26 protein-coding genes and 1 other RNA gene are annotated in these 26,228 nt (G+C 62.7%); 11 read left to right on the top strand and 16 right to left on the bottom strand.

Annotated elements, in window-relative coordinates; all coding sequences use genetic code 11:
- Positions 1–43: 43 nt before the first annotated feature.
- The 4 genes from ASD12_RS06030 to mraZ are packed head-to-tail and all read right to left on the bottom strand — an operon-like array spanning position 44 to position 3,641.
- Positions 44–1,753 (bottom strand): penicillin-binding protein 2, encoded by a 1,710-nt coding sequence (locus ASD12_RS06030; protein ID WP_056582900.1) that lies wholly within the window; start codon positions 1,751–1,753, stop codon positions 44–46.
- On the bottom strand, positions 1,750–2,148 hold the full coding sequence (locus ASD12_RS06025) for a hypothetical protein (RefSeq protein WP_056582898.1): 399 nt from the start codon (positions 2,146–2,148) through the stop codon (positions 1,750–1,752). The genes ASD12_RS06030 and ASD12_RS06025 overlap by 4 nt, the downstream gene beginning before the upstream one ends.
- A gap of 3 nt (positions 2,149–2,151) precedes the next feature.
- Complete coding sequence (rsmH, locus tag ASD12_RS06020; RefSeq protein ID WP_056582895.1) at positions 2,152–3,186, bottom strand: 16S rRNA (cytosine(1402)-N(4))-methyltransferase RsmH; 1,035 nt, start codon at positions 3,184–3,186, stop codon at positions 2,152–2,154.
- A complete protein-coding gene (gene mraZ, locus ASD12_RS06015; RefSeq protein ID WP_056582893.1) occupies positions 3,183–3,641 on the bottom strand; it encodes a division/cell wall cluster transcriptional repressor MraZ in 459 nt (152 codons plus the stop codon). The genes rsmH and mraZ overlap by 4 nt, the downstream gene beginning before the upstream one ends.
- 411 nt (positions 3,642–4,052) lie before the next feature.
- Here mraZ and ASD12_RS06010 point away from each other — a divergent pair, with 411 nt between their 5' ends.
- The gene (locus ASD12_RS06010) at positions 4,053–5,168 is read left to right on the top strand and encodes a cystathionine gamma-lyase (RefSeq protein WP_056582891.1); all 1,116 of its coding nucleotides are present in this window, start codon (positions 4,053–4,055) and stop codon (positions 5,166–5,168) included.
- Between the two features lie 9 nt (positions 5,169–5,177).
- Here the strand turns inward: ASD12_RS06010 and ASD12_RS06005 are convergent, their stop codons facing one another.
- The 7 genes from ASD12_RS06005 to ASD12_RS05980 form a co-directional block, all read right to left on the bottom strand.
- Positions 5,178–5,459, bottom strand: coding sequence for a type II toxin-antitoxin system RelE/ParE family toxin (locus ASD12_RS06005; RefSeq protein WP_056582889.1), 282 nt, complete (start codon positions 5,457–5,459; stop codon positions 5,178–5,180).
- Positions 5,419–5,739: a type II toxin-antitoxin system ParD family antitoxin gene (locus ASD12_RS06000; protein ID WP_056582887.1), complete on the bottom strand. Its 321-nt coding sequence runs from the start codon at positions 5,737–5,739 to the stop codon at positions 5,419–5,421. The genes ASD12_RS06005 and ASD12_RS06000 overlap by 41 nt, the downstream gene beginning before the upstream one ends.
- 171 nt (positions 5,740–5,910) lie before the next feature.
- Positions 5,911–6,320, bottom strand: an RNA gene (gene rnpB, locus ASD12_RS06535) — RNase P RNA component class A.
- Positions 6,321–6,370: 50 nt separating this feature from the next.
- Positions 6,371–7,096: a lytic transglycosylase domain-containing protein gene (locus ASD12_RS05995; protein ID WP_056582885.1), complete on the bottom strand. Its 726-nt coding sequence runs from the start codon at positions 7,094–7,096 to the stop codon at positions 6,371–6,373.
- 209 nt (positions 7,097–7,305) lie between these two features.
- Positions 7,306–8,061, bottom strand: coding sequence for an N-acetylmuramoyl-L-alanine amidase (locus ASD12_RS05990; RefSeq protein WP_056582883.1), 756 nt, complete (start codon positions 8,059–8,061; stop codon positions 7,306–7,308).
- Positions 8,058–8,777 carry a DnaJ family molecular chaperone gene (locus ASD12_RS05985; protein ID WP_056582881.1) on the bottom strand — a complete coding sequence of 240 codons (720 nt, stop codon included), beginning with the start codon at positions 8,775–8,777 and terminating at the stop codon, positions 8,058–8,060. The genes ASD12_RS05990 and ASD12_RS05985 overlap by 4 nt, the downstream gene beginning before the upstream one ends.
- Positions 8,778–8,941: 164 nt before the next feature.
- Positions 8,942–9,142, bottom strand: coding sequence for a hypothetical protein (locus ASD12_RS05980; RefSeq protein ID WP_056582878.1), 201 nt, complete (start codon positions 9,140–9,142; stop codon positions 8,942–8,944).
- A 178-nt stretch (positions 9,143–9,320) separates the two neighbouring features.
- On the opposite strand from ASD12_RS05980, the gene ASD12_RS05975 reads away from it, so the two are divergent.
- From ASD12_RS05975 to ASD12_RS05955, 5 genes are all read left to right on the top strand, one after another.
- Positions 9,321–13,157: a hydantoinase B/oxoprolinase family protein gene (locus ASD12_RS05975; RefSeq protein WP_056582876.1), complete on the top strand. Its 3,837-nt coding sequence runs from the start codon at positions 9,321–9,323 to the stop codon at positions 13,155–13,157.
- A 31-nt stretch (positions 13,158–13,188) separates the two neighbouring features.
- A complete protein-coding gene (locus ASD12_RS05970) occupies positions 13,189–14,487 on the top strand; it encodes a DUF3419 family protein (RefSeq protein WP_056582875.1) in 1,299 nt (432 codons plus the stop codon).
- Positions 14,484–15,167 (top strand): class I SAM-dependent methyltransferase, encoded by a 684-nt coding sequence (locus ASD12_RS05965; RefSeq protein WP_056582873.1) that lies wholly within the window; start codon positions 14,484–14,486, stop codon positions 15,165–15,167. The genes ASD12_RS05970 and ASD12_RS05965 overlap by 4 nt, the downstream gene beginning before the upstream one ends.
- 109 nt (positions 15,168–15,276) lie before the next feature.
- The gene (locus ASD12_RS05960; protein WP_056582871.1) at positions 15,277–15,573 is read left to right on the top strand and encodes a type II toxin-antitoxin system RelE/ParE family toxin; all 297 of its coding nucleotides are present in this window, start codon (positions 15,277–15,279) and stop codon (positions 15,571–15,573) included.
- Positions 15,574–15,582: 9 nt separating this feature from the next.
- Entirely contained in the window at positions 15,583–15,891 is a 309-nt protein-coding gene (locus ASD12_RS05955; protein ID WP_023813159.1) for a HigA family addiction module antitoxin, read from the top strand.
- Between the two features lie 22 nt (positions 15,892–15,913).
- Here the strand turns inward: ASD12_RS05955 and ASD12_RS05950 are convergent, their stop codons facing one another.
- Positions 15,914–17,293, bottom strand: a complete 1,380-nt coding sequence (locus ASD12_RS05950; RefSeq protein WP_056582869.1) for a serine hydrolase — start codon at positions 17,291–17,293, stop codon at positions 15,914–15,916.
- Positions 17,294–17,519: 226 nt separating this feature from the next.
- Here ASD12_RS05950 and ASD12_RS05945 point away from each other — a divergent pair, with 226 nt between their 5' ends.
- On the top strand, positions 17,520–18,320 hold the full coding sequence (locus ASD12_RS05945) for a GH25 family lysozyme (protein WP_056582867.1): 801 nt from the start codon (positions 17,520–17,522) through the stop codon (positions 18,318–18,320).
- 236 nt (positions 18,321–18,556) lie between these two features.
- Entirely contained in the window at positions 18,557–19,735 is a 1,179-nt protein-coding gene (locus ASD12_RS05940) for a lytic murein transglycosylase (RefSeq protein WP_056583092.1), read from the top strand.
- Positions 19,736–19,793: 58 nt separating this feature from the next.
- On the opposite strand, the gene ASD12_RS05935 is transcribed toward ASD12_RS05940, so the two are convergent.
- Positions 19,794–21,014 carry an alanine racemase gene (locus ASD12_RS05935; protein WP_056582865.1) on the bottom strand — a complete coding sequence of 407 codons (1,221 nt, stop codon included), beginning with the start codon at positions 21,012–21,014 and terminating at the stop codon, positions 19,794–19,796.
- A 208-nt stretch (positions 21,015–21,222) separates the two neighbouring features.
- Between ASD12_RS05935 and ASD12_RS05930 the strand changes: the two genes are divergently transcribed.
- Positions 21,223–22,140, top strand: a complete 918-nt coding sequence (locus ASD12_RS05930; protein ID WP_056582857.1) for a DMT family transporter — start codon at positions 21,223–21,225, stop codon at positions 22,138–22,140.
- Positions 22,141–22,683: 543 nt separating this feature from the next.
- Here the strand turns inward: ASD12_RS05930 and metF are convergent.
- Together metF and ASD12_RS05920 are read right to left on the bottom strand one after the other, a co-directional pair.
- The gene (gene metF / locus ASD12_RS05925) at positions 22,684–23,601 is read right to left on the bottom strand and encodes a methylenetetrahydrofolate reductase [NAD(P)H] (protein WP_056582855.1); all 918 of its coding nucleotides are present in this window, start codon (positions 23,599–23,601) and stop codon (positions 22,684–22,686) included.
- A complete protein-coding gene (locus ASD12_RS05920; RefSeq protein WP_056583090.1) occupies positions 23,598–24,620 on the bottom strand; it encodes a metalloregulator ArsR/SmtB family transcription factor in 1,023 nt (340 codons plus the stop codon). The genes metF and ASD12_RS05920 overlap by 4 nt, the downstream gene beginning before the upstream one ends.
- Positions 24,621–24,806: 186 nt before the next feature.
- Here ASD12_RS05920 and tsaA point away from each other — a divergent pair, with 186 nt between their 5' ends.
- The gene (gene tsaA, locus ASD12_RS05915; protein WP_056583088.1) at positions 24,807–25,346 is read left to right on the top strand and encodes a tRNA (N6-threonylcarbamoyladenosine(37)-N6)-methyltransferase TrmO; all 540 of its coding nucleotides are present in this window, start codon (positions 24,807–24,809) and stop codon (positions 25,344–25,346) included.
- Positions 25,343–25,657 (top strand): DUF2293 domain-containing protein, encoded by a 315-nt coding sequence (locus ASD12_RS05910; RefSeq protein ID WP_056582853.1) that lies wholly within the window; start codon positions 25,343–25,345, stop codon positions 25,655–25,657. Before tsaA ends, ASD12_RS05910 begins: the two co-directional genes overlap by 4 nt.
- 6 nt (positions 25,658–25,663) lie before the next feature.
- Here ASD12_RS05910 and ASD12_RS05905 read toward each other — a convergent pair whose 3' ends face one another.
- Positions 25,664–26,167, bottom strand: coding sequence for a hypothetical protein (locus ASD12_RS05905; protein WP_056582852.1), 504 nt, complete (start codon positions 26,165–26,167; stop codon positions 25,664–25,666).
- Between the last annotated feature and the right edge of the window lie 61 nt (positions 26,168–26,228).

Below are 26,228 nucleotides of genomic sequence, written 5' to 3'. Positions count from 1 at the left end.
CACCGCAACAAAATAGCGCGCAGTTACCGGCGCGCCCTAAGAATCACTGATAGGAAACCAGCGTTGCACCATTTTCATGGCTGAAATCTGGCTTCACGCCAAGCATGGCAGCTGAACGCCTGATGATATTACCGGCCATAACCCCCGCATTCGCGGCCGCGACGTCTGTCATGCCAGGCTTTTCCGGGTGCGGGGCATCGGCAATCGTAAACACGAGGTATTGCGGATCGTCCATCGGAAAGGCGGCGACGAAGGTATTGAAATTCAAGTCTTTCGAGTAGCGGCCGTTGACGACCTTCTCGGCTGTTCCGGTCTTGCCGCCAACGCGGTAGCCGGGGACCCTGGCATTTCTGGCCGAGCCCTTCTCGGCATTGAGCGTATAGAGGTAGCGCATGCCCTCCACGGTCTTTTCGCTCACCACCTTCTTGGCGGTGGCCATTGCTTCCGCTTGCGTACGCATCAGGAAGGTGGGGTTCATCAGGAAGCCACCATTCATCAACGCCGCGCAGCCTACAGCCGCTTGCAGCGGTGTCGTCGACACGCCGTGACCAAAGGCGATAGTGAACGAATTGACCTGTTTCCAGACCTTCGGTTCGGTCGGGCGGGCGACTTCCGGCAGTTCGGTCTGCATCTTGTCCAGAATGCCAAGGCGATGCAGGAATTCGCGGTGCGCCTCGATGCCGACCATCTCGGCCTCCCTGGCCGACCCGATATTGGACGAATAGAGGAACACCTCCGGCAACGACAGCACTCGGTTCTTGCCGTGGAAATCGTGAATGGCCTGATGGCCGACCCGGATTGGATGCGAAGCATCGAAGCGGCTCGCCATCGTCGCCTTGCCCGAATCGAGCGCCATGGCTGAAGTGAAGCTCTTGAAGGTCGAGCCCATCTCGTAGAGTCCCGCTGACATCCGATTCAGCCGGTCCTTGTCCTGCGCATTGTAAGGATTGTTCGGATCAAAATCCGGCACCGAGGCCATTGCCACCACTTCGCCGGTCTTGACGTTGAGCACAACGGCGCCAGCGCCTATGGCGCGATAACGCTCCAGTCCGGCGGCGATCTCGTCGCGGACCACATGCTGGACGCGCAGATCGATCGAAAGCTTCACCGGCTTGAGATCCTTGGCGACCGCGAGGCCCGATGCCTGCAGGTCGCTCAGGCCCTGCTCGTCGACATACTTCTCCATTCCGGAGATGCCCTGGTTGTCGATGTTGGTGAGGCCGACGATGTAGGACGAGGTCTCGCCGCTCGGATAAAAGCGGCGCTTCTCGGTACGGAAGCCGAAGCCGGGAATGCCGAGCTGCATGATGTCGGACTGTTGCTTGGGCGTCAACTGCCGCTGCAGCCAGACGAACCCGGCGCCGCTCTTCAGCTTGTGGTAAGTCTGCTCATAGTCGATGTCCGGAAGCACCGTCGACAGCTTCTCTATCGCCTCGTCGGCGTCGACGATCCGGCGCGGTTCGGCAAACAGCGACGCCGTCTTGATGTCCGTCGCCAGCACTTCGCCGTTGCGGTCGACAATGTCGGGCCGCGATGCCGTCACCCGGCTCTGCGGACCGCCCGACATGTCGGGGGTCTGGAAGCCGAGATAGACCAGGCGGCCGGAAATGGTCGAGAAGATGCCGAAGAACACCGCCATCGTCATCACGATGCGCGTCCTGCCCTTGCCGCCGGTCGCCTTGCGGGCGCCCTCGACCACGATCGATCCGTCTTCACTCGTCCTGGCGCGACGCTTCAGCAGTTTGCCGATCATTGGGCGATGCCTCCGGTCACCACGGGATCCCTGCCGTCCGACGGCGCCTTGCCGTCCGAATTGTCCGCCATACCGCCCTGGCGTCCGTTCAGAATGTCCTGAATGTCCAGGGATTTGGCCGGCAGGTCGCCGATGCCGACGATCTGGCGGGCGCTGACCGGCTCGAGTTCGAGCTGCGACTTGTAGAGTTCGGTCAGCTTCTGCAGCCGCGACGGCTGGGTGAGCAGGCTCCAGTCGGCCTTGAGCAGGTCGATCGTGTCCTCCTCATAGCGGATCTGCGCATGGATCTTCTGCACCGAAGCCAATTGGTCCTCGGCCTCGCGCTTGGCCTTGTAGGTAAGGGCGGCGGCCGCAACCATGACGGCGATCAGGACGATGTCGCTGGTACGAAACACGTGCTACCTCTCCCCCGGCCGGTCGATGCCGGGAAGCTTTGGAAGGCCGAAAATCGAAAAATCGTTGCCGCGCGCCGGCGCCTCGGTGCGGATTGCCGCGCGCAACCTGGCCGAACGGGCGCGCGGATTGGCCGCCACCTCGGCGTCGCCGGCCGTCACGCCGCCACCCGCCTTGCGGAAGGTCGCGGTGCGCGCATGAGCCTCGGGCAGGTGACGCGAGCCGGTCGCGACGTCGGCCCGATCAGCGATGAAACGCTTGACGATGCGGTCTTCCAGCGAATGGAACGTCACCACGGCGAGCCGTCCGCCCGGCTTCAGTGCGCGTTCGGCGGCAAACAAGGCCTTGGCCAGCTCGCCAAGCTCGTCATTGACGAAGATGCGCAGCGCCTGGAAGACGCGCGTCGCCGGATGGATCTTGTCCTTGGGCGCGCGACCGACATGCGTCTCGATGGCGTCGGCCAGTTCCAGCGTGCGTTCGAACGGGCGCTTTTCGCGGCGAGCCTCGATCATGCGGGCGATGCGCCCGGCATGGCGCTCCTCGCCGAGGAAGCCGAAGATGCGGGCAAGGTCGCCCGGCTTGAAGCTGTTGACGACGTCGGCGGCGCTCAAACCAGCCTGCGCCATGCGCATGTCGAGCGGCCCGTCGGTGCGGAACGAAAAGCCGCGCTCGGCCTGGTCGAGCTGCATTGAGGACACACCGATGTCGAGCACGACGCCGTCGGCACTCTCGACATGCTCGTCCAGCGTCGAGAACGGCGCCTGCACCAGGCGCAGCCGGCCGCCCGACTGCTCTTCCAGATCGCGCCCGGCCGCAATGGCATCCGGATCGCGGTCGATAGCCACCACGGAGGCGCCCGTCGCCAGAATGGCCCTGGTGTAGCCGCCGGCGCCGAACGTGCCGTCGATGATGATATCGCCCTCCGCTGGCGCCAGTGCTTCGAGCACTTCGCCAAGGAGGACCGGAATGTGGCGGGCCGATCCGCCAACGGCGTGCCCATCTACGGCGTGAGGAAGGTCATCGCCGTGGCTCGCCGTCATTCCGGTCGCTCCCCAGGCTTCGTCCCCTGCCGAAGCTGCAAAAGTCGGGCCCTCGCCTGCGCCCCATAGGCGGCAAGCCGTCCCGGCTCCCAGATCTGAAAGAAATTGCCGCGTCCGACAAAGGCCACTTCCGCCGAAATGCCGGTGTGTTCGCGAATGAAATCGCTCATCGTGATGCGGCCGTCCTGGTCGAGTTTCAAGAAGGTTCCGTCGCCATGGCAGAAGAACGACATATCGTCCGCCGTCTGCAGGAAGGGATCTTCGAGCGCGATGCGCTGCTCGTAGCGATCGAGCAGGTCGAGCCCGCCGACATCCATCGCCGGCAGGTCCAGGCAGCGCAGCGCATAGAGTTCCGAATAGCCGCGCTTCTGCACGACGGCACGGAAATGCGCGGGAACGGACACCCGTCCCTTCGCGTCGATCCTGCTCACCGTGTTTGACAGAAACCGGTCCATTAAACGCTGCAGCCGCTTGCGCCGCCGCACCCCTCTCCATCTTTTCGCACGCGCCGCCACAGCGCGTTCCTTGCCCCGTATCAACCTCGTCCGCACGGGCAAAAACCAGCAAACGCGCAGCCGCCGCGGCTGCCCGATTGGCGTACGCTTTACCCTGACGCGGAACGAAGGCTTTGATGTCGAGATGGGATATCATGGGGCCCTATGGGCGTCAACGGGAATAGGCTTCACAAACACGCCCGCCGCGACCAATGAGAGCAGCCGTGACGGCACGTCTCGTCTTTATGGATCATTAAGCCTAACGAAGCGTTTAGAGCCGCCTGGCCCAACCGGACGCGCCTTGCCGCGAGCCGCTACCCAGCATAGCGTCTCGCCGCATCCGGTCGGTCACCAACAGGGTTAGAAATATCGATGTCTGAAACAACGAGCAGTCGCGCTGCAGCACTTCCCCATCTGCGCAATAGCTGGCTTGCCATGGGCGATTCCATTCCCCTGCCCCTGACCATGGCCGCTATTTTTCACGCGCCTGGCGACGCCACTGGCTTCAACCAGTACGGCCGCTTCAGCAACCCGACCTGGGATGCGGTCGAGCATATGCTGGCCCATCTTGAGGACGCGCCCTGCGTCGCCTTCCCTTCCGGAATGGCGGCGATCTCGGCGGCGTTTTTTGCCGTGCTCAAGGCCGGCGACCGTATCCTGCTGCCTTCGGACGGCTACCACACGACAAGGGCGCTGGCCGATCGCTTCCTCAAGCCGCTCGGCATCACCTACGATGTCAGGCCGACCTCGACCTTCCTCGATGGCAGCTTCGACGGATATCGCCTGGCGTTTGTCGAAACACCCGCCAATCCGGGGCTGGATATCTGCGATATTGCGGCCGTTGCCGACGCAGTTCACAAAGCCGGCGCGCTCCTTGTCGTAGACAACACGACGATGACGCCCTTCGGCCAGCGGCCGCTCGACCATGGCGCCGATATCGTCGTTGCCGCCGACACCAAAGCGCCCAATGGCCATTCCGATGTGCTGTTCGGCCACGTCGCCAGCCGCAATGCCGATATCATCGCCGCCGTGACCGGCTGGCGCGAGGTTTCCGGCAGCATTCCCGGCCCGTTCGAAGCCTGGCTGGTGCATCGCGGCCTCGAAACACTGGATGTGCGCTTCGACCGCATGTGCGCCTCGGCGGAGGTGATCGCGCGACGGCTGAAAGGCCACCGAGCGATCAGCGGCCTGCGTTTTCCCGGACTGGAAAGCGATCCGTCGCACAATCTTGCCCGCGCCCAGATGGAGCGCTTCGGCTTTCTCATCTCTTTCGAGCTCGCCTCGGAGGACAAGGCCGAGGATTTCATCAACAACTGCCAACTGATGCAGGCCGCGACATCCTTCGGCGGCGTTCATACCTCCGCCGAGCGGCGCTCGAAGCGGGGTGATGCGGTTTCCGCCGGTTTCGTTCGCCTCTCGGTCGGCTGCGAACCGGTGGAAGAGCTTTGGAAGGCGATCGAGGCGTCGCTGGACAAGATCAGCGGCTGATCGGACCGATCACGGGCCGAGATCATCGGCTTCGATGTTGCGATGGCCGTGCAGCACGCGGATGATCTCGATCGCGCCGTCACCAACCCGATACAAGGTGAGATAGTCGCCGACGAGCAGATGACGGATGCGGGGCACGATGTCATCGCGCGGCGCATCTGAGAAGGGATGCAAAGTCAGCAAATCCCACCGTCTTTCCAACGCATCCACGAGACGGATTGCCGCCCAGGGATCGTGGCCGGCAATGTAGTCAAGGTCGACCACTGCTTGGGGAAGCAGGCGATACTTCACTCGTGGAAGCCTTGGCCTCGGCCATTTTCATACATTTGGCGCGCAGACGTTCCATGATTGGCTGGCCGTCTTGCGCCGGCCCGCTGTCGATGCCCTCCTGCACCAGCTTGCGCAATTCCTCCAGCGTGTAGCCATGCAGATCGCGGCGGTCCTTCCATAGCCTGAGCGCATCGCGGATCACTTCCCTGGCCGACGCATATTCGCCGGCGGCGACCACGTCGTCCACCGCTTGCGCCAGTTCCGGCGACAGCGTGATGCTGCGTTTGTCGACCTGTCCCATGATGCGCTCCCGATGCTATCAGCCAATCCATGGTACGATTTAATTGTACCAATTTTAAGCAATGGCCGTTTCCCGCGCGCGCCAATGGATCGCTGAACAAGCTTGAATCAACAGGCTCGCCCGAGGGCGCAACCTGCTGATCTCAAAATACTTCTCTTCGATATGGAGATAATTGCCAGCTGGCCTGTAAGCCGGGTTCTGTATGGCCCTCGCCCCTTGCGGCGCGAGAACGTGGCGGCCATTCATCTTGGGCGCATGTTGCCATGCGCCTCATGCAACCTACCCGGACGGTGAGCCGGAAACAGCCCTCGAGGGTTTCCCCTCGCACCGCCCCTATTCGGTCTTGCTCCCGGTGGGGTTTACCGTGCCGCTCCTGTTGCCAGTCGCGCGGTGGGCTCTTACCCCACCCTTTCACCCTTGCCCCGAATCCGGCAAGCCGGATCGTGGCGGTTTGCTTTCTGTGGCACTTTCCCTGGGGTCGCCCCCGCCGGCCATTAACCGGCACCGTGTTTCCATGGAGCCCGGACTTTCCTCACCCGCGACCTTTCGGCGTTTGCGGGTGCGGCCGCCCAGCCAGCTGGCAAGGCGTATAAAGGGGTTCGCGCCCGAAAACGCAAACGAAAAAGCAGACTTATGCGGGCGATCCAAGCGCAGCCATCTGCACCTTGACCTTGCCGCAATAGGCGGCTGACACCGGGTTCATCCGCGTTGCGGCGTGTCCAGCATTGTATTTCAGAATCGTGCCGCAGGTCGTGCCGCCGCCGAGATTCCGCGCCATGGCAAGGTATTTCATGCCGTATTTGATGTTGGTGTCGGGATCGAACAGGCCCTTGGCGGAACCATTGTAGCCCATCATCCGCGCCGTCGCCGGCTTGATCTGCATCAGGCCGATCTCGCCGGCGCTGCCGACGATGTTAGGCCGGTAGTTGCTCTCGATCTTGATGACCGCCGTGGCGAGCGACACGGGCACGCCTTCGATCGCCGCATAGCGGGCCACGATTGCGGAATACTGGCCGGTGCTGGCCACTGCGGCCGTCGATGCCGCCGCGTTCCGGGCTCCAATCGACGCCGTTGCCATCATGTCGACGGTCCTGCGGCCACGCTTCGTCTGCCTTTTGGTGGATTTCTTCGGCTTGGACCAGCTTGCCTTTTCCGCTTTGGCGGAAGCCCGCTTCGTCGCCTTGGCGTCGTGGCCTGCCTTGCCGCTTTTTGCCAGTGCGGCCTTGCCGCTTTTTGCGGATGCCAAGACAAGCCCTTGGTCGGCCCGCGGGCTGAGTGGGGCGGCATGTGCGGCACTGAAGGCAAAAGTCATTGCGCCAGCAGCAAGAGCTGCCGTTAAAACGGTCAATTTCTGCATGTGATCCTGTTCTGTCTGAGCCGCATGAAGATGTTCACGCAGCAACGCCTAATCAATATCGGAATAGCTCCGGGGGCTGGGGGTCCGATATCTGCACGTCAGCCGTTTGACGCTCGAATTGGTGTCAAACAAGGCCAGGCAATTCACTTTGAATGACAGCTTGTAATTTAAGGACTGGAAGAGGTTGCTTGGTAGAGATCCTCCGGAAGTCAGGACCTGACGGAAGCAAGCAGCCTTTGCAGCGTCCGCAGCGTCGAGCCATCGGCAACGCCATCCACCTTGCGCGGCCGGAAATGCCGCTGGAAGGCCTCGACGACGATCTCCGTCTGCCGGTCGAAAATACCCGATATCTCGACGCCATAGCCGTAGAGCGCCAGCATCGACTGCAACGCCTCGACATCGCCGCCGGTGTCGCCAACTGTCAGCGTGGCTCCTCGCCGGACGGGCGCGGCCGCCACGAGATGGCCAACACCGGCATCGAACAGCGTCCGCCACGGGAACTTCTCGCCCGGATCGACTTTGCGCCCCGGCGCCACGTCGGAATGCGCCAGCACCCGCTCGGCGGCAATCGAATGCCGACCGGCGATCCCCTTGCACAGCCCGATCACCGCATCGATCTGCCGCCTGGGGAAACCGGGATAGCCCAGCGAATGTCCCGGATTGACGATCTCGATGCCGACCGAACAGGAATTAATGTCGGCGCGTCCGAACCACGAACTCTTGCCGGCGTGCCAGGCGCGGTCGCTTTCCCTGACCATCTGCACGATGTGGCCATTCTCATGGACGAGATAATGCGACGAGACCTCGCTGGCCGGATCGCACAGCCACGCTTCGGCCCCGACGCCGGTCGCCATGCCGGTGTAATGCAGCACGATCATATCAGGCTTGAGCGTCTCGCGCCGCGGACCGAAATTCGGCGATACCCTGACCTCGGCGCGTGGCTCGTCGGGCAGGAAGCCGCTCATGCGTGGCGCAGGCCCCGCTCGATCATCTCATAGGCGGCATTGATCGCCGCCACCCTGGTCGTCGCGATCTTGATGAATTCCTGCGGCAGGCCGCGCGCGATCAGCCGGTCCGGATGATTGTCGGAAACCAGCTTGCGATAGCGCTTCTTGACCTCTTCGAACGGCTTGCCGCGCTCGATGCCAAGCACGACATAGGGATCCCCGGCGCCCAGATTGACGTGCCGCGCCATGATGGCCTCGTAATGCGCCTCGTCGATGCGGAAAATCTCGGCGATCCGGTGCAGGAACAGGCCTTCGTGCTCATGCACTAGCCCGTCGGCCTTGGCGATGTGGAAGAGGCCGTCGAGTATGTCTTCCAGCATCACGCAGTTGGAATGCCCGGAACCGCACATCTGCGCCATCCGCTCTGCATAGGTCTCGAAACCGGCCACGTCGCGCTGAGCGAGATCGAACAGCCGCGCTACATTGCGCGTTTCCTTCGGCGGCACCTCGAAGATTTCCTGGAAGGCGCGCACCTCGTCCTGGGTGACGATGCCATCGGCCTTGGCCATCTTGGCCGACAGCGCGATCATCGCCACCGAGAAGGCGACACGCCGGCGCAGATCCGCATCGCCGGAGAAAACCGTGCGCACGGCCTCGACGACGTCGGCGACACCCGACGAGGCTGAAGATGAAACGCGGGTGATGAATTCGCCGAGGCGATCCCAAATCGACATGGCCTGCTTCTTAGTGCCACCGCCCCCCGCTATCAAGCCGGGACAGTGCCGCAGGCCTTACGACAAATCGGTCCGACGCTGACGACCGCGGCGCTCGGACAGTATGAAAAAGGCCGACGTGAGCCGGCCTTTCTCATTCATCAAACGAAGTACCGCTTACGCAACTACTGCGCAGGCGCAGGAGCCGGTGTTGCCGGAGCCGGTTCGGTAGGCTTCGGTGCATCAGGCGTGGCCGGCTTCATCGGCTGTTCGGCTGCCGGCGGGTTGGTGCTCTGGGTGGTGGTGTTATCCGTGCCGCTGTCGCTGCAGGCGGCAACGCCAAGCAAGGCCAACGCGGAAACGGACGCAAGAATGAGCTTTTTCATAACATCTCTCCTTTAACAGACGCTCACGTTACAGTGAACGCTCGAAGAGGAAATGCATCAGATAGCCATGAGTTTCGTAACGTTGCGTGTCCGCATGTAACATCGTGCGCATGGCCGTTGCCGGCCAAGCCATTGCGAACTAACAGATTGCATCGACCAAATGCCGGGAGCTTGCCGCATGACCACCAAGTGGGATTTCTGGATCGATCGTGGCGGCACGTTCACCGATGTCATCGGCCGCGACCCGCAAGGCGGGCTGCATCCCCGCAAGCTTCTCTCCGAAAATCCTGAAGCCTATACCGATGCCGCTATCCAGGGCATTAGCGACCTTCTCGGCTTGTCCGCCGGCGACGCGATCCCGCCTGGCCTGATCGGCGACATCAAGATGGGCACCACGGTCGCCACCAATGCGCTGCTGGAGCGCAAGGGTGACCGCGTGCTTTTGCTCATCACCAAGGGCTTTCGCGATGCGCTGAAGATCGCCTATCAGGCGCGCCCGGACATCTTCGCCAAGGAGATCATCCTTCCCGAGCAGCTCTACGAGCGCGTCATCGAAATCAACGAGCGCGTGCGCGCCGACGGCTACGTCGAACAATTGCTCGACATCGCCGCCTGCCGGCCGGCGATCGAACAGGCCAGGGCCGATGGCATCGACGCCGTGGCCATCGTCTTCATGCATGCCTGGAAATATCCCGACCACGAGAAAGCGGTGGCAAAAGTCTGCCGCAAACTTGGTTTCAGCCAGGTCTCGGTCAGCCATGAAGTCTCGCCGCTGATCAAACTGGTCGGCCGCGGCGACACCACGGTGGTCGACGCCTATCTGTCGCCGATCCTGTCGAGATATGTACAAAGGGTGGCGGGAGAGTTGGGCGCGGCGCCAATCTCCCCCCTTGTGGGGGGTGAGGAGCGATCGGCCGGAGGCCGAGAAAACGCCAACGATTTGGCTTTTTCAGCGACGAACGCCCGTAGCCATAGCGAAGGGCAGTCGGCAAAGCGGCCAGAGGGGGTCCTATCAGAAGGCTCCGCCGGGGCCTCGAACCCAGTCGATCCGACCCCACCCGGCGACTTTGGCGCCACCCTTCCCTCGAGGGGGAGGGAAAGCCCTCGCCTCATGTTCATGATGTCGTCGGGCGGCCTCACCGCCGCCGACATGTTCCAGGGCAAGGACGCGCTGCTGTCAGGGCCGGCCGGCGGCGTTGTCGGCATGGTCGAAACGGCCAAGCTCGCCGGTTTCGGCAAGGTCATCGGCTTCGACATGGGTGGCACCTCCACCGATGTCGCCCATTATGACGGCGAATACGAGCGTGCCTTCGACACCGAAGTCGCCGGCGTGCGCATCCGCGCGCCGATGATGCGCATCCACACCGTCGCCGCCGGCGGCGGCTCGATCCTGCATTACGAGGCCGGCCGCTTCCGGGCTGGACCGGATTCCGCAGGCGCCAATCCCGGCCCTGCCGCCTACCGACGCGGCGGCCCGCTCGCCGTCACCGACGCCAATGTCATGCTGGGCAAGCTTCAACCCGATTTCTTCCCGGCCATTTTCGGACCCGGCCAGGACCAGCCCCTCGATGTCGAGACGGTGCGGGCAAAATTTGCGGCACTTGCCGCCGAAATCGGCGATGGCCGCACGCCCGAGGCCGTCGCCGAAGGCTTCGTCACCATTGCCGTCGAGAACATGGCCAACGCCATCAAGAAGATCTCCGTCCAGCGCGGCTATGACGTCACGGAATATCTCCTGAACTGCTTCGGTGGCGCCGGCGGCCAGCACGCCTGCCTGGTCGCCGACGCGCTCGGCATGGAGGCGGTCCTGATCCATCCCTTCTCCGGCCTGCTGTCGGCCTATGGCATCGGCCTGTCCTCGGTCTTTGCCTCGCGCCAGCAGGCGCTGCTCAAGCCGCTTGACGAAGAGTCCAGAACGGAGATCGGCAACCTCATCGCCATCTTGAGAAAGGCCGTTGTGGCAGAACTCGCGGCGCAAGGCATCGCGGAGGATGCGGTCGCAGCAAAGCCGGTGCTGCACATTCGTTATGACTGCACCGACACGACACTGCCGGTGAATTTTGAGGCAGACTCGATTTTCCAGGCCAAGCGCGATTTCGAAATCGCTCACAAGGCGCAGTTCGGTTTCGTGTATGACGACAAGCCGATGATCGTCGAGACCATCGGCGTCGAAGGCACCGACACCGGCGGCAGCGGCCGCGACGAAAGTGAATCGCAAACCGAAGACCTTGCCGTAGGCCCTTCGCAGTCCCGCGAAATCTTCACTGAGGGAGAGTGGCGCGCTTCAGGCATCTTCCGCCGCGAGGCGCTGAAGCCGGGAAACAGGGTTGCGGGTCCTGCCTTGATTATCGAGCCGAACCAGACAATCGTCATCGAGCCGGGCTGGCAGGCCGAAATCACCGCCAAGAACCATGTGCTCCTGCGCCGCGTCGAGAAAAAGCGCAGGCAGGCAGCGCTCGGCACAGAGGCCGACCCGGTCATGCTGGAGGTCTTCAACAACCTGTTCATGTCGATCGCCGAACAGATGGGCGTGACGCTGCAGAACACCGCCTATTCCGTCAACATCAAGGAAAGACTGGATTTTTCCTGCGCCGTCTTCGATCGCACCGGCGCACTGGTCGCCAATGCGCCGCACATGCCGGTGCATCTAGGCTCGATGGACCGTTCGGTGGAAACCATCATTCGGCTGAATTCCAGCGACATCCACCCCGGCGACGTCTTTGCCCTCAACGCACCCTACAATGGCGGCACGCATCTGCCCGACATCACTGTCGTGACGCCGGTTTTCGACGATATCAAGCAGAACATCCTCTTCTGGGCCGCCTCGCGCGGCCATCATGCCGATATCGGCGGCACGGCACCCGGCTCGATGACGCCGCTCGCCACCACGGTCGACGAGGAAGGCGTGCTGTTCGACAATTTCCGCATCGTCGATCGTGGCCGCTTCCGCGAGAAGGAGCTGGAAACGCTGCTCACCGACCACCGCTACCCGGCCCGCAACCCGCACCAAAACATCGCCGACCTCAAGGCGCAGATCGCCGCCAACGAGAAGGGCGTCGCGGAACTGCGCAAAATGGTCACGCATTTCGGCCTCGATGTCGTCGAGGCCTATATGGGCCATGTCCAGGACAATGCCGCCGAAAGCGTGCGCCGCGTGCTGGAGCGGCTACCCGACAGTTCGCAGTACGAATACCCGACCGACACCGGCCAGGTCATCAAGGTGAAGATCACGGTCGACCGGCAAATGCGCGAGGCAACGGTCGACTTCACCGGCACGTCGCCTGTCATGAAGAACAATTTCAATGCGCCGGAGCCGGTCGCCCGCGCGGCTGTCCTCTATGCGTTCCGGGTCATGGTCGAGGACATGATCCCAATGAATGCCGGGTGTCTGCGGCCAATCAACATCATCATCCCCGACGGCTGCATGCTGAAACCCGCCTACCCCGCCGCCGTCGTCGCCGGCAATGTCGAGACCTCGCAGCACGTTACCAACGCGCTGTTCGGCGCCATGGGCGCGATGGCCAATGCGCAGGGAACGATGAACAACCTCACCTTCGGCAACAAGCAATATCAGTATTACGAGACGATCTGCTCCGGCTCCCCGGCCGGGCACATGAATTCGGGGCGCGGATTTGCCGGCACATCCGGCGTCCACACCCACATGACCAATTCGCGCCTCACCGACCCGGAAGTGCTGGAACTGCGCTTCCCCGTCCTGCTCGAGGATTTCAACATCCGGGAAGGCTCCGGCGGTAAGGGCAAATGGAACGCCGGCGACGGCACCAGGCGCACCATCCGCTTCCTCGAGAAAATGGAATGCGCGATCCTCTCCTCGCATCGCAACCGGCCGCCAAAAGGGCTGGACGGAGGCGGCGATGGCGAGGTCGGTTCGACCAAGGTCCGCCGCAAGGACGGCACGATTGAAATGCTGAAAGCCTGCGACCAGACCGTGCTGCAGGCCGGCGACGCCGTCATCCTGACGACGCCGACGCCGGGCGGATTTGGCAAGCTGTAAGGAGGCCTCAACAGGCTGTCACCGGCCTGTCATGACCCTGCGCTACCCGCTTGCGACAAAGCAAATGGGGAATCACCTTGCCATGACGGATGTTTCCGCAGATCTGGTTTTTCGCCGCGGCAAGGAAGTTGGAAAGGCCGTCTACCAGAACCGCCCGCTGTCGAAGGCCGGCATTTCGGAGCGGCTGTTCGCCTTCCTGTTTTCCGGCCTCGTCTACCCGCAGATCTGGGAAGACCCCGACGTCGACATGGAGGCGATGCAGCTTGGCCAGGGCCACCGCGTCGTCACCATCGCCTCGGGTGGCTGCAACATCCTGGCCTACCTCACCCGTTCGCCGGCACGAGTCGACGCAGTCGATCTCAACGCCGCGCACATCGCGCTGAACCGCATGAAACTGGAGGCAGTGCGCCATTTGCCTTCGCAGGGTGACCTGTTCCGCTTCTTCGGCGCCGCCGACACCAGCCACAATTCGGCAGCCTACGACCGTTTCATCGCGCCGCATCTCGACCCGGTCAGCCGTCACTACTGGGAGTGCCGCAGTTGGCGTGGCCGCCGTCGCATCGGTGTTTTCGATCGCAATTTCTACCAGACCGGCCTGCTTGGCCTGTTCATCGCCATGGGACACCGCACGGCAAAGTTCTTCGGCGTCGATCCTGCCGGAATCATGCAGGCCCGCAACATCGGCGAGCAGCGCCGCTTCTTCAACGAGGAGCTGGCGCCGGTCTTCGACAAACCGCTGCTGAAATGGGCGACATCGCGCAAGGCCTCGCTGTTCGGCCTCGGCATTCCACCGGCGCAGTACGATTCGCTGATCACCTCCGGTGACGGCACCATGGCCAGTGTGCTGAAAGCCCGGCTGGAAAAGCTCGCTTGCGATTTTCCGTTGGAGAACAATTATTTCGCCTGGCAGGCCTTCGCCCGGCGCTATCCGAACCCCGGCGAGGCCGCCCTGCCCGCCTATCTCGAGAAACAGAATTACAACACCATCCGCGGCAATATCGACCGCGTCGCCATCCACCATGCCAATCTGATAGAATTCCTTGCCGGCAAGGATGCAGGCTCCGTCGACCGCTTCATTCTGCTCGACGCACAGGACTGGATGACCGATGACCAGCTCAACGCGCTGTGGTCGGAAATCACCCGCACGGCATCGGCCGGCGCCCGCGTCATCTTCCGCACCGCCGCCGAGCCCAGCCTGTTGCCGGGCCGCGTCTCCAGCTCGCTGCTTGACCAGTGGGACTATCAGGACGAGGCTTCGCGGGAATTCTCGGCCCGCGACCGCTCGGCCATCTATGGCGGCTTCCACCTGTACGTGAAGCGCGCGGCATGAGCACCACCGAGCTGCCGGCCAGCCCCGAATTCAAGGCCAGCCATGCCGAACTGATGGACGGCGTCTACCGCTGGCAGCGCCACATCTACGACCTAACCCGCAAATACTACCTTCTTGGCCGCGACCGGCTGATCGACGGGCTCGACGTGCCGGCCGGCGGCACCGTGCTGGAACTCGGCTGCGGCACCGGCCGCAACATCATCCTGGCAGCGCGCCGCCATCCCGGTGCCCACTTGTACGGCCTTGATATCTCAGCCGAAATGCTGGAAACGGCCGGCGCAGCGATCGGCCGCGAGGGCCTATCCGGCCGCGTCATGCTGGCAAGGGGCGACGCCACGGATTTCGATGCCGGTGCACTCTTCGATGTCGAATGCTTCGATCGCGTCTTCGTGTCCTATTCGCTATCGATGATCCCCGACTGGGAAAAAACCGTGTCGGCGGCACTTGCCGCACTGTCACCGAACGGTTCGCTGCACATCGTCGATTTCGGCCAGCAGGAAGGCCTGCCGGGTTGGTTCCGGACCTTGTTGCGCGGCTGGCTGAAGAAATTCCACGTTTCGCCGCGTGAATCACTGCGCGAAGTGCTGGAATCGGAATCTCGGCGAACCGGCGCAAGCTTCCGTTTCCGCACACTTTATCGCGGTTATGCCTGGCTGGCGGTTATCAAGATCGCTTCCTGAATATTGCGTAGGAAAGGCATGTGAGGGCGAAGCAGCCACGATCAGTTGAATCAACATTGCCTTATGACCCCGAGAGCGGTACACTACCTCACATGCATGGAAGCATGTGATGATCACCGGCTTTAGGGATGAATGGCTGCGGGCCTTCTTCGTGGAAGACACACATTCTCGCAACATTCCGTCCGATCTCGAAAGCCGTTTGTTCCGCAAGCTCCAGATGATTGACGACGCGATGATCGATCAGGATTTGCGTGTGCCGCCCAGCAACCATTTCGAGAAGCTGCGCGGCAATCTCGATGGCTTCCATTCAATACGCGTCAACAAGCAATGGCGGCTGATCTTCCGCTGGGACGGCGGCCGCGGTGAGGCGTCGGACATCTATCTCGACGACCACAGCTATAAGTGAGGTGAGAACATGTTGATGACCGCACGCAAGCCGGCAACGGTTGGCGAAATTCTCACGGAAGAATTCATGCAGCCGCTTGGCCTGACGCAGGCGGCTTTGGCCGAGGCGATGGGGGTCCAGCGCAAGCATGTGAACGAATTGTGCAACGACCGCCGCAACGTGACGGCGGCGACCGCGCTCATTCTGGCGCGGGTATTCGGCAACAGCCCGGACTTCTGGTTGAACGTCCAGCGCCGCAGCGATCTTTGGCAGGTCATGAACTCGCCCGACGAGCGGGCGCGGGTTGATCGCGCCAAGCCTTTGGCGACAGCTGCATAGACAAGAGTTGCTGCGCGCTAGTCTAATGCAGCGCCTTCACCAGCGCTCCCACCATCGTCTGCGGCCGGTAGCCGATTTTGGCCGGCGTTAGCCCGAGCCGCACCACCACCAGTTGCTCCGAGGGAATGATGGCGACCGTCTGCCCGTCATGTCCCTCCATCCAGTAGATGTCCTTGGGCAGGCCCGCGGCAACGCCGGCACCGGGGTTTTCCTCATCGCCCGGGGCCTCGATCCACAACTGGCCCTTGCCGTAGACTTTCGACGCGGATGCCGGCTCCCGCATCCAGTCGACGAAGCCGGCCGGCAGGATCTGGTTGCCGTTCCACACCCCGCCTTGCAGCAGGAACTGACCGAAGCGCGCCCAGTCATGCGCGGTTGCATAGAGATAGGACGAGCCGACAAAAGTGCCTTGCTCATCGGTCTCGAGCACCGCGCTGTGCATGCCAAGCGGCTCGAACAGGGCGGTGCGCGGCCACGTCAGCGCCTTGGCCTTGTCGCCGATCGCGTCCTGCCAGAGGCGCGACAGCATCACCGCCGTGCCGCTCGAATAGGAAAACACCTTGCCCACCTCGGTCGCCAGCGGCTTGGCTTCGGCAAAGTCCGCCATGTCTGGCTCGAGGTAGAGCATGCGCGTAACGTCGGCGACATCGCCATAATCCTCGTTGAACTCCAGCCCGCTCGACATCGCCAGCATGTCGGCAAGGCTGATCGCGGCGCGGCCATCCGCCTTCCACGGCGCGAACAGCCCCTTGTCGGTGATGGCCATCTTGCCGTCCTTGACCAGCGTGCCGACGATGGCGGCGTTCACCGTCTTGGTCATCGACCAGCCGAGCAGCGGCGTCTTGTCGGAAAAGCCATCGCCATAGCGCTCGGCGACGACGCGGCCATTCTTGACCACCACCACCGCGCGCATGCCGGTGCCGTTTAGCGCCACATCGTCCAGCAGCTTGGCAATCACGGGGTCCTGCGACGCCTCGACCCGCTCGCCTTCCGGCCACAGCGCGTCCCGGCTGACCGCCGAAGGCTCGGCATGGATAGCCGTGCGCCGTACCTTGCCGACATCGCCGTCCGGAACCGACGCGCAGCCAAGCCCGTCACGGGCGACGGCGACACTCTTGCCGAGGAAGCCAAGCAGGCCGGCTGAGACCGTTCCCCTGTTCTTGTCCACCGAGACCCGCATCAGCCGCAGCAGTGGGTGCCCGGGCGCCTGCACGTCGACGGCGAGCACCTCATTGGCGTCGCGGCCGGCGATGAAGACGTTCGAACAGACGATCTTGGCCGAGTAGCCCGAGCCGACGCGGATCAATTCCGGGGGCGCGACGTAAAGCCAGGCAAAAAGCGCGGCGACCGCCAGTGCGATCAGGCCAAGCAGCCATTTGACGATCCTGACGACAAACCGCATTTTTCACCCTCGTTCGAGCGGAGTTCCGCCCGATGCCATCGATTTGCCGCCATTGCTTCAGCAAATCGCTGTGCTTGTCGAGCGCCATCAACCTGATATCAACCATGATCGGCGATCACAGGATATACGGGCGATGCTGTGGGGCGATCGCTCGATAAGGCCATTCGAGGGGGCCACCCGCAACAGAACCCATCAGCGGCCGGCTGATTCCGGCCCAGGAGAAGCGATGCGCCGGTTCGCGGGCCTCATCATGCTGACGCTGCTTGGCGCCTGCTCGACCGTCGACGATCTGTCGCCGCTGTCGCCGTCCGCTTCCAGCAGCCCGACGGTCGCCGTGCGTGCGCCGCGCTTCGAGGACTCCAAGCCGCATGAATGGGACAGCGGCGCGCCCTGGAACTATGCCGTTCACGGCACCGATGTCTCCAAATACCAGACCTCGGTCGACTGGCCGGCAGCCAGGGCCAGCGGCATCTCCTTCGCCTTCATCAAGGCGACCGAGGGCGGCGACCGTTTCGACGAGTATTTCAATGAGCATTGGGCGCGCACGAAGGCCAACGGAATTCCGCGAGCCGCCTACCATTTCTACTATTTCTGCACCCCCGCTGCCGTGCAGGCGCGCTGGTTCATTCGCAACGTCCCTGTCGATCGCTCGGCGATGCCGCCGGTTCTCGACATGGAATGGAACCCGCAATCGCCGACCTGCAAGCTGCGTCCCGACGCAGCCACGGTGCGCGCGGAGATGAGCACCTTCCTCGAAATCGTTGAACGGCACTACGGCAAGAAGCCGATCATCTACACCTCGGTCGACTTCTTCGACGACAACGAGTTGTCGAGCTTCCGCGGCTATCCCTATTGGCTGCGCTCCGTCGCCGGCCATCCGCGCGAGAAATACGGCAGCCACCCCTTCACCTTCTGGCAGTACACCGGAACCGGCATCATTCCCGGCATGCCGGGCAAGGCCGACATCAACGTTTTCAATGGCAGTGAAGCCGCCTGGAACAAATGGCTGCGGCAGAACACCCGTTGATGTCAGGTTCAACGGCAGCACCACCTTGGATCAAATCACTCCGGCAGAATTCCCGTTCAACGGCACCGAAGTCGGCTGCAACGAGAGGCTAAGACAGAAGAACCGTTGACACCGAGCCTGCCGCCTGCTTTTCGACACAGCCAGCGGTAAAGTCTGCAATCGCCGGTACTCCAGAGCTCTGCGCCCCGATGGACGCGCAAGGACGCCCTGGAAATCTGAATGTCGAAAGGAAGCTGATGCGACTGCGTTCTCAAGCCCTCGCGGCGCTGTTCCTGTGCGTCACAGCTTGGCCGGCGATGGCGCAGGAATGCGGCGGCGACTTCGAAACCTGGAAGCAAGGCGTGGCCGTGGAAGCCAAGGCGGCTGGCGTCGGCCCCGTCGGTCTCGACGCGCTGGAGGATGCCACCATAGACGACAAGGTTCTGGCGCGTGACCGCGCCCAGGGCGTCTTCACCCAGACATTCATCGAATTCTCCAACCGCATGATCTCGGCCTATCGGCTGAAGCAAGGTGCGACAAACCTGAAGAAATACGCCGACGTCTTCGCCCGTGCCGACCAGCAGTTCGGCGTCCAGGCGCCGATCATCGCCGCCTTCTGGGCGCTGGAGACCGATTTCGGCGCCGTGCAGGGCGATTTCCACACACTGAGCGCGCTGGTGACGCTGTCACATGATTGCCGCCGCCCCCAACTGTTCCGGCCTCAGTTGATACCGCTTCTGCAATTGATCGATCGCGGCGTCGTGCCGGCCGACGTCAGGGGTGCCTGGGCCGGCGAGATCGGCCAGACGCAGATCCTGCCTTCCGACTACCTGGCGCGCGGCGTCGACGGCGACGGCGACGGCAAGGTCGACCTGCGCGGCAGCGTGCCGGACGTGATCATGACCACCGCCAACAAGGTGCTGTCGCGCGGCTGGAAACGCGATGAGCCCTGGATCCAGGAAGTACGCGTCCCCGAAGACATGCCGTGGGACCAGACCGGCCGCACCAACAAGCTGCCGCTGTCGCAATGGGCACAATGGGGCGTCACCAACCCCGACGGCACGCCGCTTATCGACAACGGCCTCAAGGCCGGCCTGGCGCTGCCCATGGGCCGCAAGGGCCCCGCCTTCCTCGCCTATGACAATTTCGACGTCTATCTCGAGTGGAACCAGTCCTTCACCTATGCGCTGACCGCTGCAAACCTTGCCGCCCGGCTGGCGGGCGCAAAACAGTTCGACCCGCGCAATCCCGAGACCGGTCTCAACAACGAGCAGATGAAGGCGCTGCAGACCAAGCTCGAAGCCCGGGGCTACGATGTCGGCACGGTCGACGGCATCCTCGGCACCAACACACGCGAAGCCATCCGCAAGGAACAGATGCGGCTCGGCATGGCCGTGGACGGCTGGCCGACACCGGAGCTTTTGGGGAAATTGTAGGGCGTAGGGCAGTTGGAAAAACCAGCCCGAAGCAGTGACTGCCGCCACTCTATTCCCCTCAATCCGCCATCGTCTCCAAACTCGCAAACCCTTGCGGCGCATCGCCTTCGTCGAACGGCGTCGTCACCTCGACGAAGGTGTCGGGGTAAAAGCCGTTGAAGCGGGTCCTCAGCGACAGCGAATAGGCGCCGATATGGCCGATTTCGATCCAGTCGCCGGTGTCGACCGTCTCCGGCAACCAGAACGGCCGCGACAGGATGTCGACGGAATCGCAGGTCGCGCCGCAGACCTTGAACGGCACGATGTTCTTCTCCTCGCCATTGCGCGAGCGGATCGCCGGATCGGGAATGAAACGCGCCGGCAGCGTGATCTTGCCGGTCCATGAATCCGACAGCGACGCCCAGATGCCGTCATTGATGTAGAGCCGCTTGCCCTTGCGCAGCAGCACCCGCACGATCAGCGACAGGCAGCGCGCCACGATCACCCTGCCCGGCTCGGCCACCAGCGGCATCTCGTCGAACTGATATTCTTTCAGATCGCCCGACAGCCGCGACATGATCTGACCGAGCGACGGCATTTCGATCTGCTTGCGATTGGGGTCGTGGCCATATTCGGCGGGGAAACCGCCGCCGACATCGAGCCCGGCAATATCGAAGGTCAGCCGGTTGCGCACCCAGTCGGCGGAAGCCAGCGCCCGCTCATAGGTGTCGGGGTCCTCGATCTGGCTGCCGACATGGAAACACAGGCCAACCTTGTAGCCGGTGCGGTTCAGCCGCTCGGCGAGCTCGACGGCATAGGCCGGCCCCGCGCCGAATTTCTTCGACAGTTCGTAGGCGGCCGATCCTTTCGTCTGGATGCGCACGAACACGCTGATCGAGCCCGGATCGATGTCGAGAGCCCGCACCACCCGCGTCAGCTTGGTGATCTCGTCCTCATGGTCCAGCGAAATGACACGGATGGCATATTTCTCCAGCGCCAGCTTGATGTCCGACTGCGCTTTGACCGGGTGCATGTAGAGCATTTCGGCATCGGCGGAGACCGCGCGTACGGCGGCGAACTCGCCAGGCGAAGCGACGTCGAAAGCGGTGACGCCGGCCTCGACCAGGGCCTTCAGCACGATCTGCTCGCCATTGGTCTTGACCGCATAGGCGGTCTTGCCGGGGAACATGCCCATGAACTGTCTGGCATCCGCCATCAGCACCTGCGGGCGGAAGCAATAGACGGGGTCGTCCGGGCGAAGCGCCCGTGCCGCCTCGCGGGCATTCTCGAATCGCTGCATGGACGAATCCTCACCTCGGCTGCGCACAATTAATCCAAGCTAGCGGCTAATGAAAACAATTCTGTGTCTCGTACGGCTGACGCAGCGGCGCTAGGTCTTTGCCAGCAACGTTTGCCATCAATCACGTTTCGGGTGGCCCTTGTCTATGGACCCAATATGGCTTCTGCCTGACTGACTGGCATTCAGGCCGTCTGGGAGGGCGACTCACATGGCAATAGCCGCGACATCAGCATCACGCGGGCCGATGGTGCTCAAGGACTGGGGGCAGCTCTTGCTGCTCGGTGCGATCTGGGGCGGCTCGTTCTTCTTTGCCCGCATCGCGGTGGCCGAGCTTCATCCGCTGGTGCTGGTGCTGTTTCGCGTCGCCATCGCCGCGATCGCGCTGCAGATCTATCTCGGCCTGCGTGGCCCGTCTTTCCGCCTTGCGCTTCCGCATGCAGGCCTGTTCTTCCTGCTCGCGCTCACCAACAACGTCGTACCCTTTTCGCTGATCTTTGCTGGCCAGACAGAGCTTGGCGCCGGTGTCGCCTCGGTGCTCAATGCAACGACGCCGTTCTGGACGCTGGTCCTCGCCAATGTGCTGACATCAGACGAAAAGCTCTCCTGGAACAAGCTGGCCGGCATTGCGCTCGGCATCGCCGGCACGGCGGTGATGATCGGCCCCGGCCTGCTTGCCGGGCTCGGCGGCCCGGTCTGGGCAAAATTCGCGCTGATCGGCGCTTCGCTGTCCTATGGAGTTGCCCTGATGGTCGCGCGCCGTTTCAAGGGCGTGCCCTCGCCGGTCATCGCCACCGGACAATTGACGGCTTCGACCATCGTCATGATCCCGATCGTGCTCTTCACCTACGGTCCATCGGGCCTGTTCTCGGCCTCGCCGCCGGTCTGGGCGGCGGTGTTGGCGCTGGCGCTTCTGTCCACCGCCTTCGCCTACATCCTCTATTTCAACCTCGTCGCCTCGGCCGGCGCCACAAACGCCTCGCTGGTCACGCTCATCGTGCCGGCCAGCGCCATGCTGCTCGGTTTCCTGTTCCTTGGCGAGCGGCTGGAGCTGTTCGAAATCGGCGGCGTGGTGCTGATCGCGCTCGGCCTTGTCACCATCGACGGGCGTCTGCTTGGCCGACGCTAAAGCGCCGCGCGTCCACTGGACGCGCAAAGGACGCTCCAGCCACTTAATTGCCCCCGCATCGCGAAAGTCGAATTCAACTTTCGCAGCGGTAGCGCTGCCATGACACGCCAGCGACACACCACCGCCATATTTTATTCACAGGTCTGAAGCCGGGTTTTGCCTAGGAGTTTCAACGCTTAACGGCAAAAGGCAGGTCGCAAATCTAGCAATTGCGTCGCAATGCAGCACATTTTCTGCTTGCCTGTGGCACAAATGAACCTAGACTCTCAGGCATAGCTCTTTAAGAGGAGGCTATGTCATGGGACTTACGAGGCCTATCAACGCATTGATGATCTGTGCTGCGTTCGCCTTCATCGGAGCCCTTATTATGGGCTTTCTTCCCTGACCCGCCAAGACGGGGAAGAACCAGCACCACATAGTCCAAACCATTGAAAAGGCCGGGTTTTTACCCGGCCTTTTTGCATTTCGAACGTTTCTTCGAGGCTCTCATGGTTTGAGCATGATCTTTTCCGAAAACCGGATTCCACTTTTCGGGATCATGCTCTAAGCCGCGGCCGAGCCAGCCGCCTCTGCTTCGTGCGAGCGGATGCCGATCATGTGACAAATGGCGAAGACCAGATCGGCCCGATTCATGGTGTAGAAGTGGAAATCGCCGACCCCGCGCTCGACCAGATCCATGACCTGTTCGGCCGCCACCGCCGACGCCACCAGCGCATGCGTCTGCGGGTCCCGATCAAGGCCCTCGAACCGCTCCGCCAGCCAGCCAGGCACATGCGCCCCCGCCCTCGCGGAAAAGTTCGCGACCTGCCTGAAACTGTGAACCGGCTGGATACCCGGCACGATGGGGATGTAGATGCCGGCGCGGCGGACGCGCTCGACATAGCGCTCGTAGAGATCATTGTCGAAGAAGAACTGGGTAATCGCCCGCGTCGCACCATTGTCGACCTTGCGTTTCAGCATCTCGATGTCGGTGGCGAAATCGGGGCTTTGCGGATGCTTTTCCGGATAAGCCGCAACGGAGATGTCGAAATTCGCGATTGCCTTAAGTCCGGCGACCAGTTCCGCGCCATTCTCGTAGCCACCGGGATGCGGCCGATAGGATTCGCCGACGCCGGAAGCCGGGTCGCCGCGCAGCGCCACGAATCGGTTGATGCCGATCGACTTGTAATCCTGGATGACCGCGTCGACCTCGTCGCGCGTTGCACCGACACAGGTCAGATGCGCCGCGGCAGGAATGGCGGTTTCCGTCAGGATGCGCTTTACGGTGCGGGCGGTGCGCTCACGCGTCGATCCGCCGGCGCCGTAGGTTACCGAGACGAATTTCGGCTTCAGCGGCTCCAGCCTTGTGACCGTCTCCCACAGCCTTGCTTCCATCTCGTCGGTCTTCGGAGGGAAGAATTCAAAAGAAACCCGGACCTTGTCACCAATGTCGGGGCGGCGGGAAAAGCGGAACTGGTTCATGCGATTTCCCCTATCGAATTCGCTTTGGCCTGCCTTGTGTCACTGGAGGGATCGGCGATCAGCAGGCGCCGATCGCGGCCAAGCCAGAGTTTCACGGTGAGCCTGGCCTCGTTGCCGCCGCGCGGCTCGAACTCCTGGGCCTCTTCGAGATCGAGGCCGGCTTCTGAAAACCAGTCGGCGATCTGCCGGTCGGAAAAGCCGAGCCGCATATGCGCGTGCTCGTCGCGCAGGAATTCCAGCGCATGCGGCGCGAAATCGACGATGACCAGCCGCCCGGCCGGACGCAAAAGCCGCGCCGCCTCATGGATGGCGCGGGCGGGATCGTCGAGATAGTGCAGCACCTGATGGATGGTGACGAGATCGAAGGCATCGCGCTCGACCGGCGGCGCGAAAATGTCGCCCTGCCGCACCTGCGCATTTGAAACGCCGGCCTTGTCGAGATTGGCGCGCGCCACGGTCAGCATCTCGCGCGACATGTCGATGCCGACGCCGCGCCGATAGAGCGGCGAGAAGATTTCGAGCAGCCGCCCGGTGCCAGTGCCGAGATCGAGCATCGACTGGAACGGCCGCTTGCCGACCAGCTTCAACATCGCGGCTTCGACGGCGCGGTCCGGCACATGCAGCGAGCGGATATGGTCCCAGCTCGCCGCATTCACGGAAAAATACTCGACCGCCCGGTCCTGCCGCTTGCGCTTGACCGAGGCCAGGCGCTCAAGATCGCGCTCGACCTGCGGATCGGCGCCGCGAATGCCGGAAACCAGCCCGATGACGAAGTCACGCGCGGAATCCGCATCCGACAGGCGGAAGAAGGCCCACGACCCTTCCTGGTAGCGCCCGATCAACCCGGCCTCCAGCAAGAGCTTCAGGTGCCGCGAAACGCGCGGCTGCGACTGGCCGAGAATTTCGGTAAGATCGGAAACGGTGAGGTCGCCGCGAGACAACAGTGCCAGTATTCGCAGCCGGCTGGATTCGGCCGCAGCCTTCAACGTATCCACCATGGTGTCGAGCGAGACATGCATCAGCGTATTCTCTTTGAAAAGATATAAAGATATGTTTATGTCGGTTTTCAAAACCTTGCAAGCGCTATGTCGCTTCCGGACAAGAAAATGCCGCATGCGTCGACTTCTCGATGCATGCGGTCCAGACGTGGACCGCGGTTTTGGGACAACGACAGCATGAACAAGAAGATGCGAGATGAGAGCAGGATGACCGAAACGCGTGAGCTGTTCGAGACGCGAGAAGGCGAGCAGAGGCTGGAAGACGATCCGGCACTGATGTCGCCGGATGGCGGGATCGTCTTCATCGGCCGCATCGCCTCGCCATGGACGACGCGCCAAACATGCCCGAAGAACATGCGCAGCGCGCGCGAGGCCGGACAGCCGGCAGTGCTGACAATAGACGCGCCCTATCGCCGTGGCCTGCAGGGGCTGGAGCGCGCCAGCCACGTCATCATCCTGTCCTGGCTGCATCACGCGCCCAGGACTTTGATTGTGCAGAAACCGCGCCATGCGGCTGAAGCGAAAGGTGTATTTTCTCTGCGCTCCCCTGCCCGCCCGAACCCGATCGGTCTGCATGTGGCCAGGCTCGTCGCGCTCGACATCGGCACCGGCCGCATCGATCTCGACGGCATCGACGTGCTCGACGGCACACCGGTCATCGACCTGAAACCCTATTTCGCCTCGACCGACGCCATACCGGAGGCGACCATCGAAGGGCGCGACGAGCCCGATCGGATTGGGCAATGACGGCGCCGACCGGCCGCCGCCGCGCCATCGCCAAGGCGCTCACTGTACTTCTGCCGCTAGCGCCCTATGCCGACATGGAGAAGATTCGGGCCGACGCCGGCGCGGTTCACATGAAGACCTTGCCGCCGGGCATCGCCGTATGGCTGGCGACCATTGCCCATATCCGCCACGTGCACACTGACTACGAAAAACTGCTGAGCGAAGGCTATGACCGCGACTCGGCGCGCTTCTTCGTCATCGATCAGACCAACATCGTGCTCACCCGCTGGCGCGCGACACGCCTGCTCGATGCGGATGACGAGGAGGATTGACCACGGTCACTTCCGCGTCAGCACGGCGACGGCATTGTAGGGCTGGCCGTCGGCCTGGCCGACCCAGGTCCAGGACAGATCTCCCTTGAAAAACCGGACGGTGATGTTGCCGCCGTCGATGCACTTGTCCTGACCGTAGGTGATGCTCTCGTGGTATTCCGCTGACGAGTCGTCCCTGGATGTCTGCGACAGCGATCCGCCGCAGCCGAGCGACGGATAGTCGATCGACGCACCGCCATCGTTGATCGTCATGGCGATCGGCCAGTCGGCCCCGGCGTCACCCGCCGGGCTCTGGTGGCCATTGCCGACCCAGGTGCCGCTCAGCGACGGCACATTCACCGCGCAAGGCAGGTTCTGGAAGATCGGTGTCAATTCGCTGCCGGTTTTCTCGCAGCGATAAGTCTGGCCGCCCTGGCACAAGTCCTCGCCTTCGCGCGCGCACTGGGCGCTGGCTTCGCCCGCGGCAGCGAACATCATCATGGCTGCTGTGACGGCCCCAAGCCTGCCCATCTTCCCCTCCCGTTCAGAGCTCGCGATTGTAAGGCAATTCCAATCCAATGTATCGGCGAGA

The organism is Mesorhizobium sp. Root102, from assembly GCF_001425625.1.
Classification (GTDB): Bacteria; Pseudomonadota; Alphaproteobacteria; order Rhizobiales; family Rhizobiaceae; genus Mesorhizobium.
Note: the sequence above shows the minus strand (reverse complement) of the source record. Positions and strands in the feature narration are given on the sequence as shown.

What these genes read in the sequence shown, in the direction of transcription:
- ASD12_RS05985 (WP_056582881.1), bottom strand. Translation starts at nt 8,777, where the DNA reads ATGTCGATTTGGGATCGCCTCGGCGAATTCATCACCCGCGTTTCATCT.
- ASD12_RS05955 (WP_023813159.1), top strand. Translation starts at nt 15,583, where the DNA reads ATGTTGATGACCGCACGCAAGCCGGCAACGGTTGGCGAAATTCTCACG.
- ASD12_RS05995 (WP_056582885.1), bottom strand. Translation starts at nt 7,096, where the DNA reads ATGCAGAAATTGACCGTTTTAACGGCAGCTCTTGCTGCTGGCGCAATG.
- metF (WP_056582855.1), bottom strand. Translation starts at nt 23,601, where the DNA reads ATGAACCAGTTCCGCTTTTCCCGCCGCCCCGACATTGGTGACAAGGTC.
- ASD12_RS05935 (WP_056582865.1), bottom strand. Translation starts at nt 21,014, where the DNA reads ATGCAGCGATTCGAGAATGCCCGCGAGGCGGCACGGGCGCTTCGCCCG.
- ASD12_RS05940 (WP_056583092.1), top strand. Translation starts at nt 18,557, where the DNA reads ATGCGACTGCGTTCTCAAGCCCTCGCGGCGCTGTTCCTGTGCGTCACA.
- ASD12_RS06000 (WP_056582887.1), bottom strand. Translation starts at nt 5,739, where the DNA reads ATGGGACAGGTCGACAAACGCAGCATCACGCTGTCGCCGGAACTGGCG.
- ASD12_RS05910 (WP_056582853.1), top strand. Translation starts at nt 25,343, where the DNA reads ATGACGGCGCCGACCGGCCGCCGCCGCGCCATCGCCAAGGCGCTCACT.
- ASD12_RS05970 (WP_056582875.1), top strand. Translation starts at nt 13,189, where the DNA reads ATGACCCTGCGCTACCCGCTTGCGACAAAGCAAATGGGGAATCACCTT.
- ASD12_RS05960 (WP_056582871.1), top strand. Translation starts at nt 15,277, where the DNA reads ATGATCACCGGCTTTAGGGATGAATGGCTGCGGGCCTTCTTCGTGGAA.
- ASD12_RS05990 (WP_056582883.1), bottom strand. Translation starts at nt 8,061, where the DNA reads ATGAGCGGCTTCCTGCCCGACGAGCCACGCGCCGAGGTCAGGGTATCG.
- ASD12_RS05930 (WP_056582857.1), top strand. Translation starts at nt 21,223, where the DNA reads ATGGCAATAGCCGCGACATCAGCATCACGCGGGCCGATGGTGCTCAAG.
- ASD12_RS05975 (WP_056582876.1), top strand. Translation starts at nt 9,321, where the DNA reads ATGACCACCAAGTGGGATTTCTGGATCGATCGTGGCGGCACGTTCACC.
- mraZ (WP_056582893.1), bottom strand. Translation starts at nt 3,641, where the DNA reads ATGGACCGGTTTCTGTCAAACACGGTGAGCAGGATCGACGCGAAGGGA.
- rsmH (WP_056582895.1), bottom strand. Translation starts at nt 3,186, where the DNA reads ATGACGGCGAGCCACGGCGATGACCTTCCTCACGCCGTAGATGGGCAC.
- ASD12_RS05905 (WP_056582852.1), bottom strand. Translation starts at nt 26,167, where the DNA reads ATGGGCAGGCTTGGGGCCGTCACAGCAGCCATGATGATGTTCGCTGCC.
- ASD12_RS05945 (WP_056582867.1), top strand. Translation starts at nt 17,520, where the DNA reads ATGCGCCGGTTCGCGGGCCTCATCATGCTGACGCTGCTTGGCGCCTGC.
- ASD12_RS05920 (WP_056583090.1), bottom strand. Translation starts at nt 24,620, where the DNA reads ATGCATGTCTCGCTCGACACCATGGTGGATACGTTGAAGGCTGCGGCC.
- tsaA (WP_056583088.1), top strand. Translation starts at nt 24,807, where the DNA reads ATGACCGAAACGCGTGAGCTGTTCGAGACGCGAGAAGGCGAGCAGAGG.
- ASD12_RS06030 (WP_056582900.1), bottom strand. Translation starts at nt 1,753, where the DNA reads ATGATCGGCAAACTGCTGAAGCGTCGCGCCAGGACGAGTGAAGACGGA.
- ASD12_RS05965 (WP_056582873.1), top strand. Translation starts at nt 14,484, where the DNA reads ATGAGCACCACCGAGCTGCCGGCCAGCCCCGAATTCAAGGCCAGCCAT.
- ASD12_RS05950 (WP_056582869.1), bottom strand. Translation starts at nt 17,293, where the DNA reads ATGCGGTTTGTCGTCAGGATCGTCAAATGGCTGCTTGGCCTGATCGCA.
- ASD12_RS05980 (WP_056582878.1), bottom strand. Translation starts at nt 9,142, where the DNA reads ATGAAAAAGCTCATTCTTGCGTCCGTTTCCGCGTTGGCCTTGCTTGGC.
- ASD12_RS06010 (WP_056582891.1), top strand. Translation starts at nt 4,053, where the DNA reads ATGTCTGAAACAACGAGCAGTCGCGCTGCAGCACTTCCCCATCTGCGC.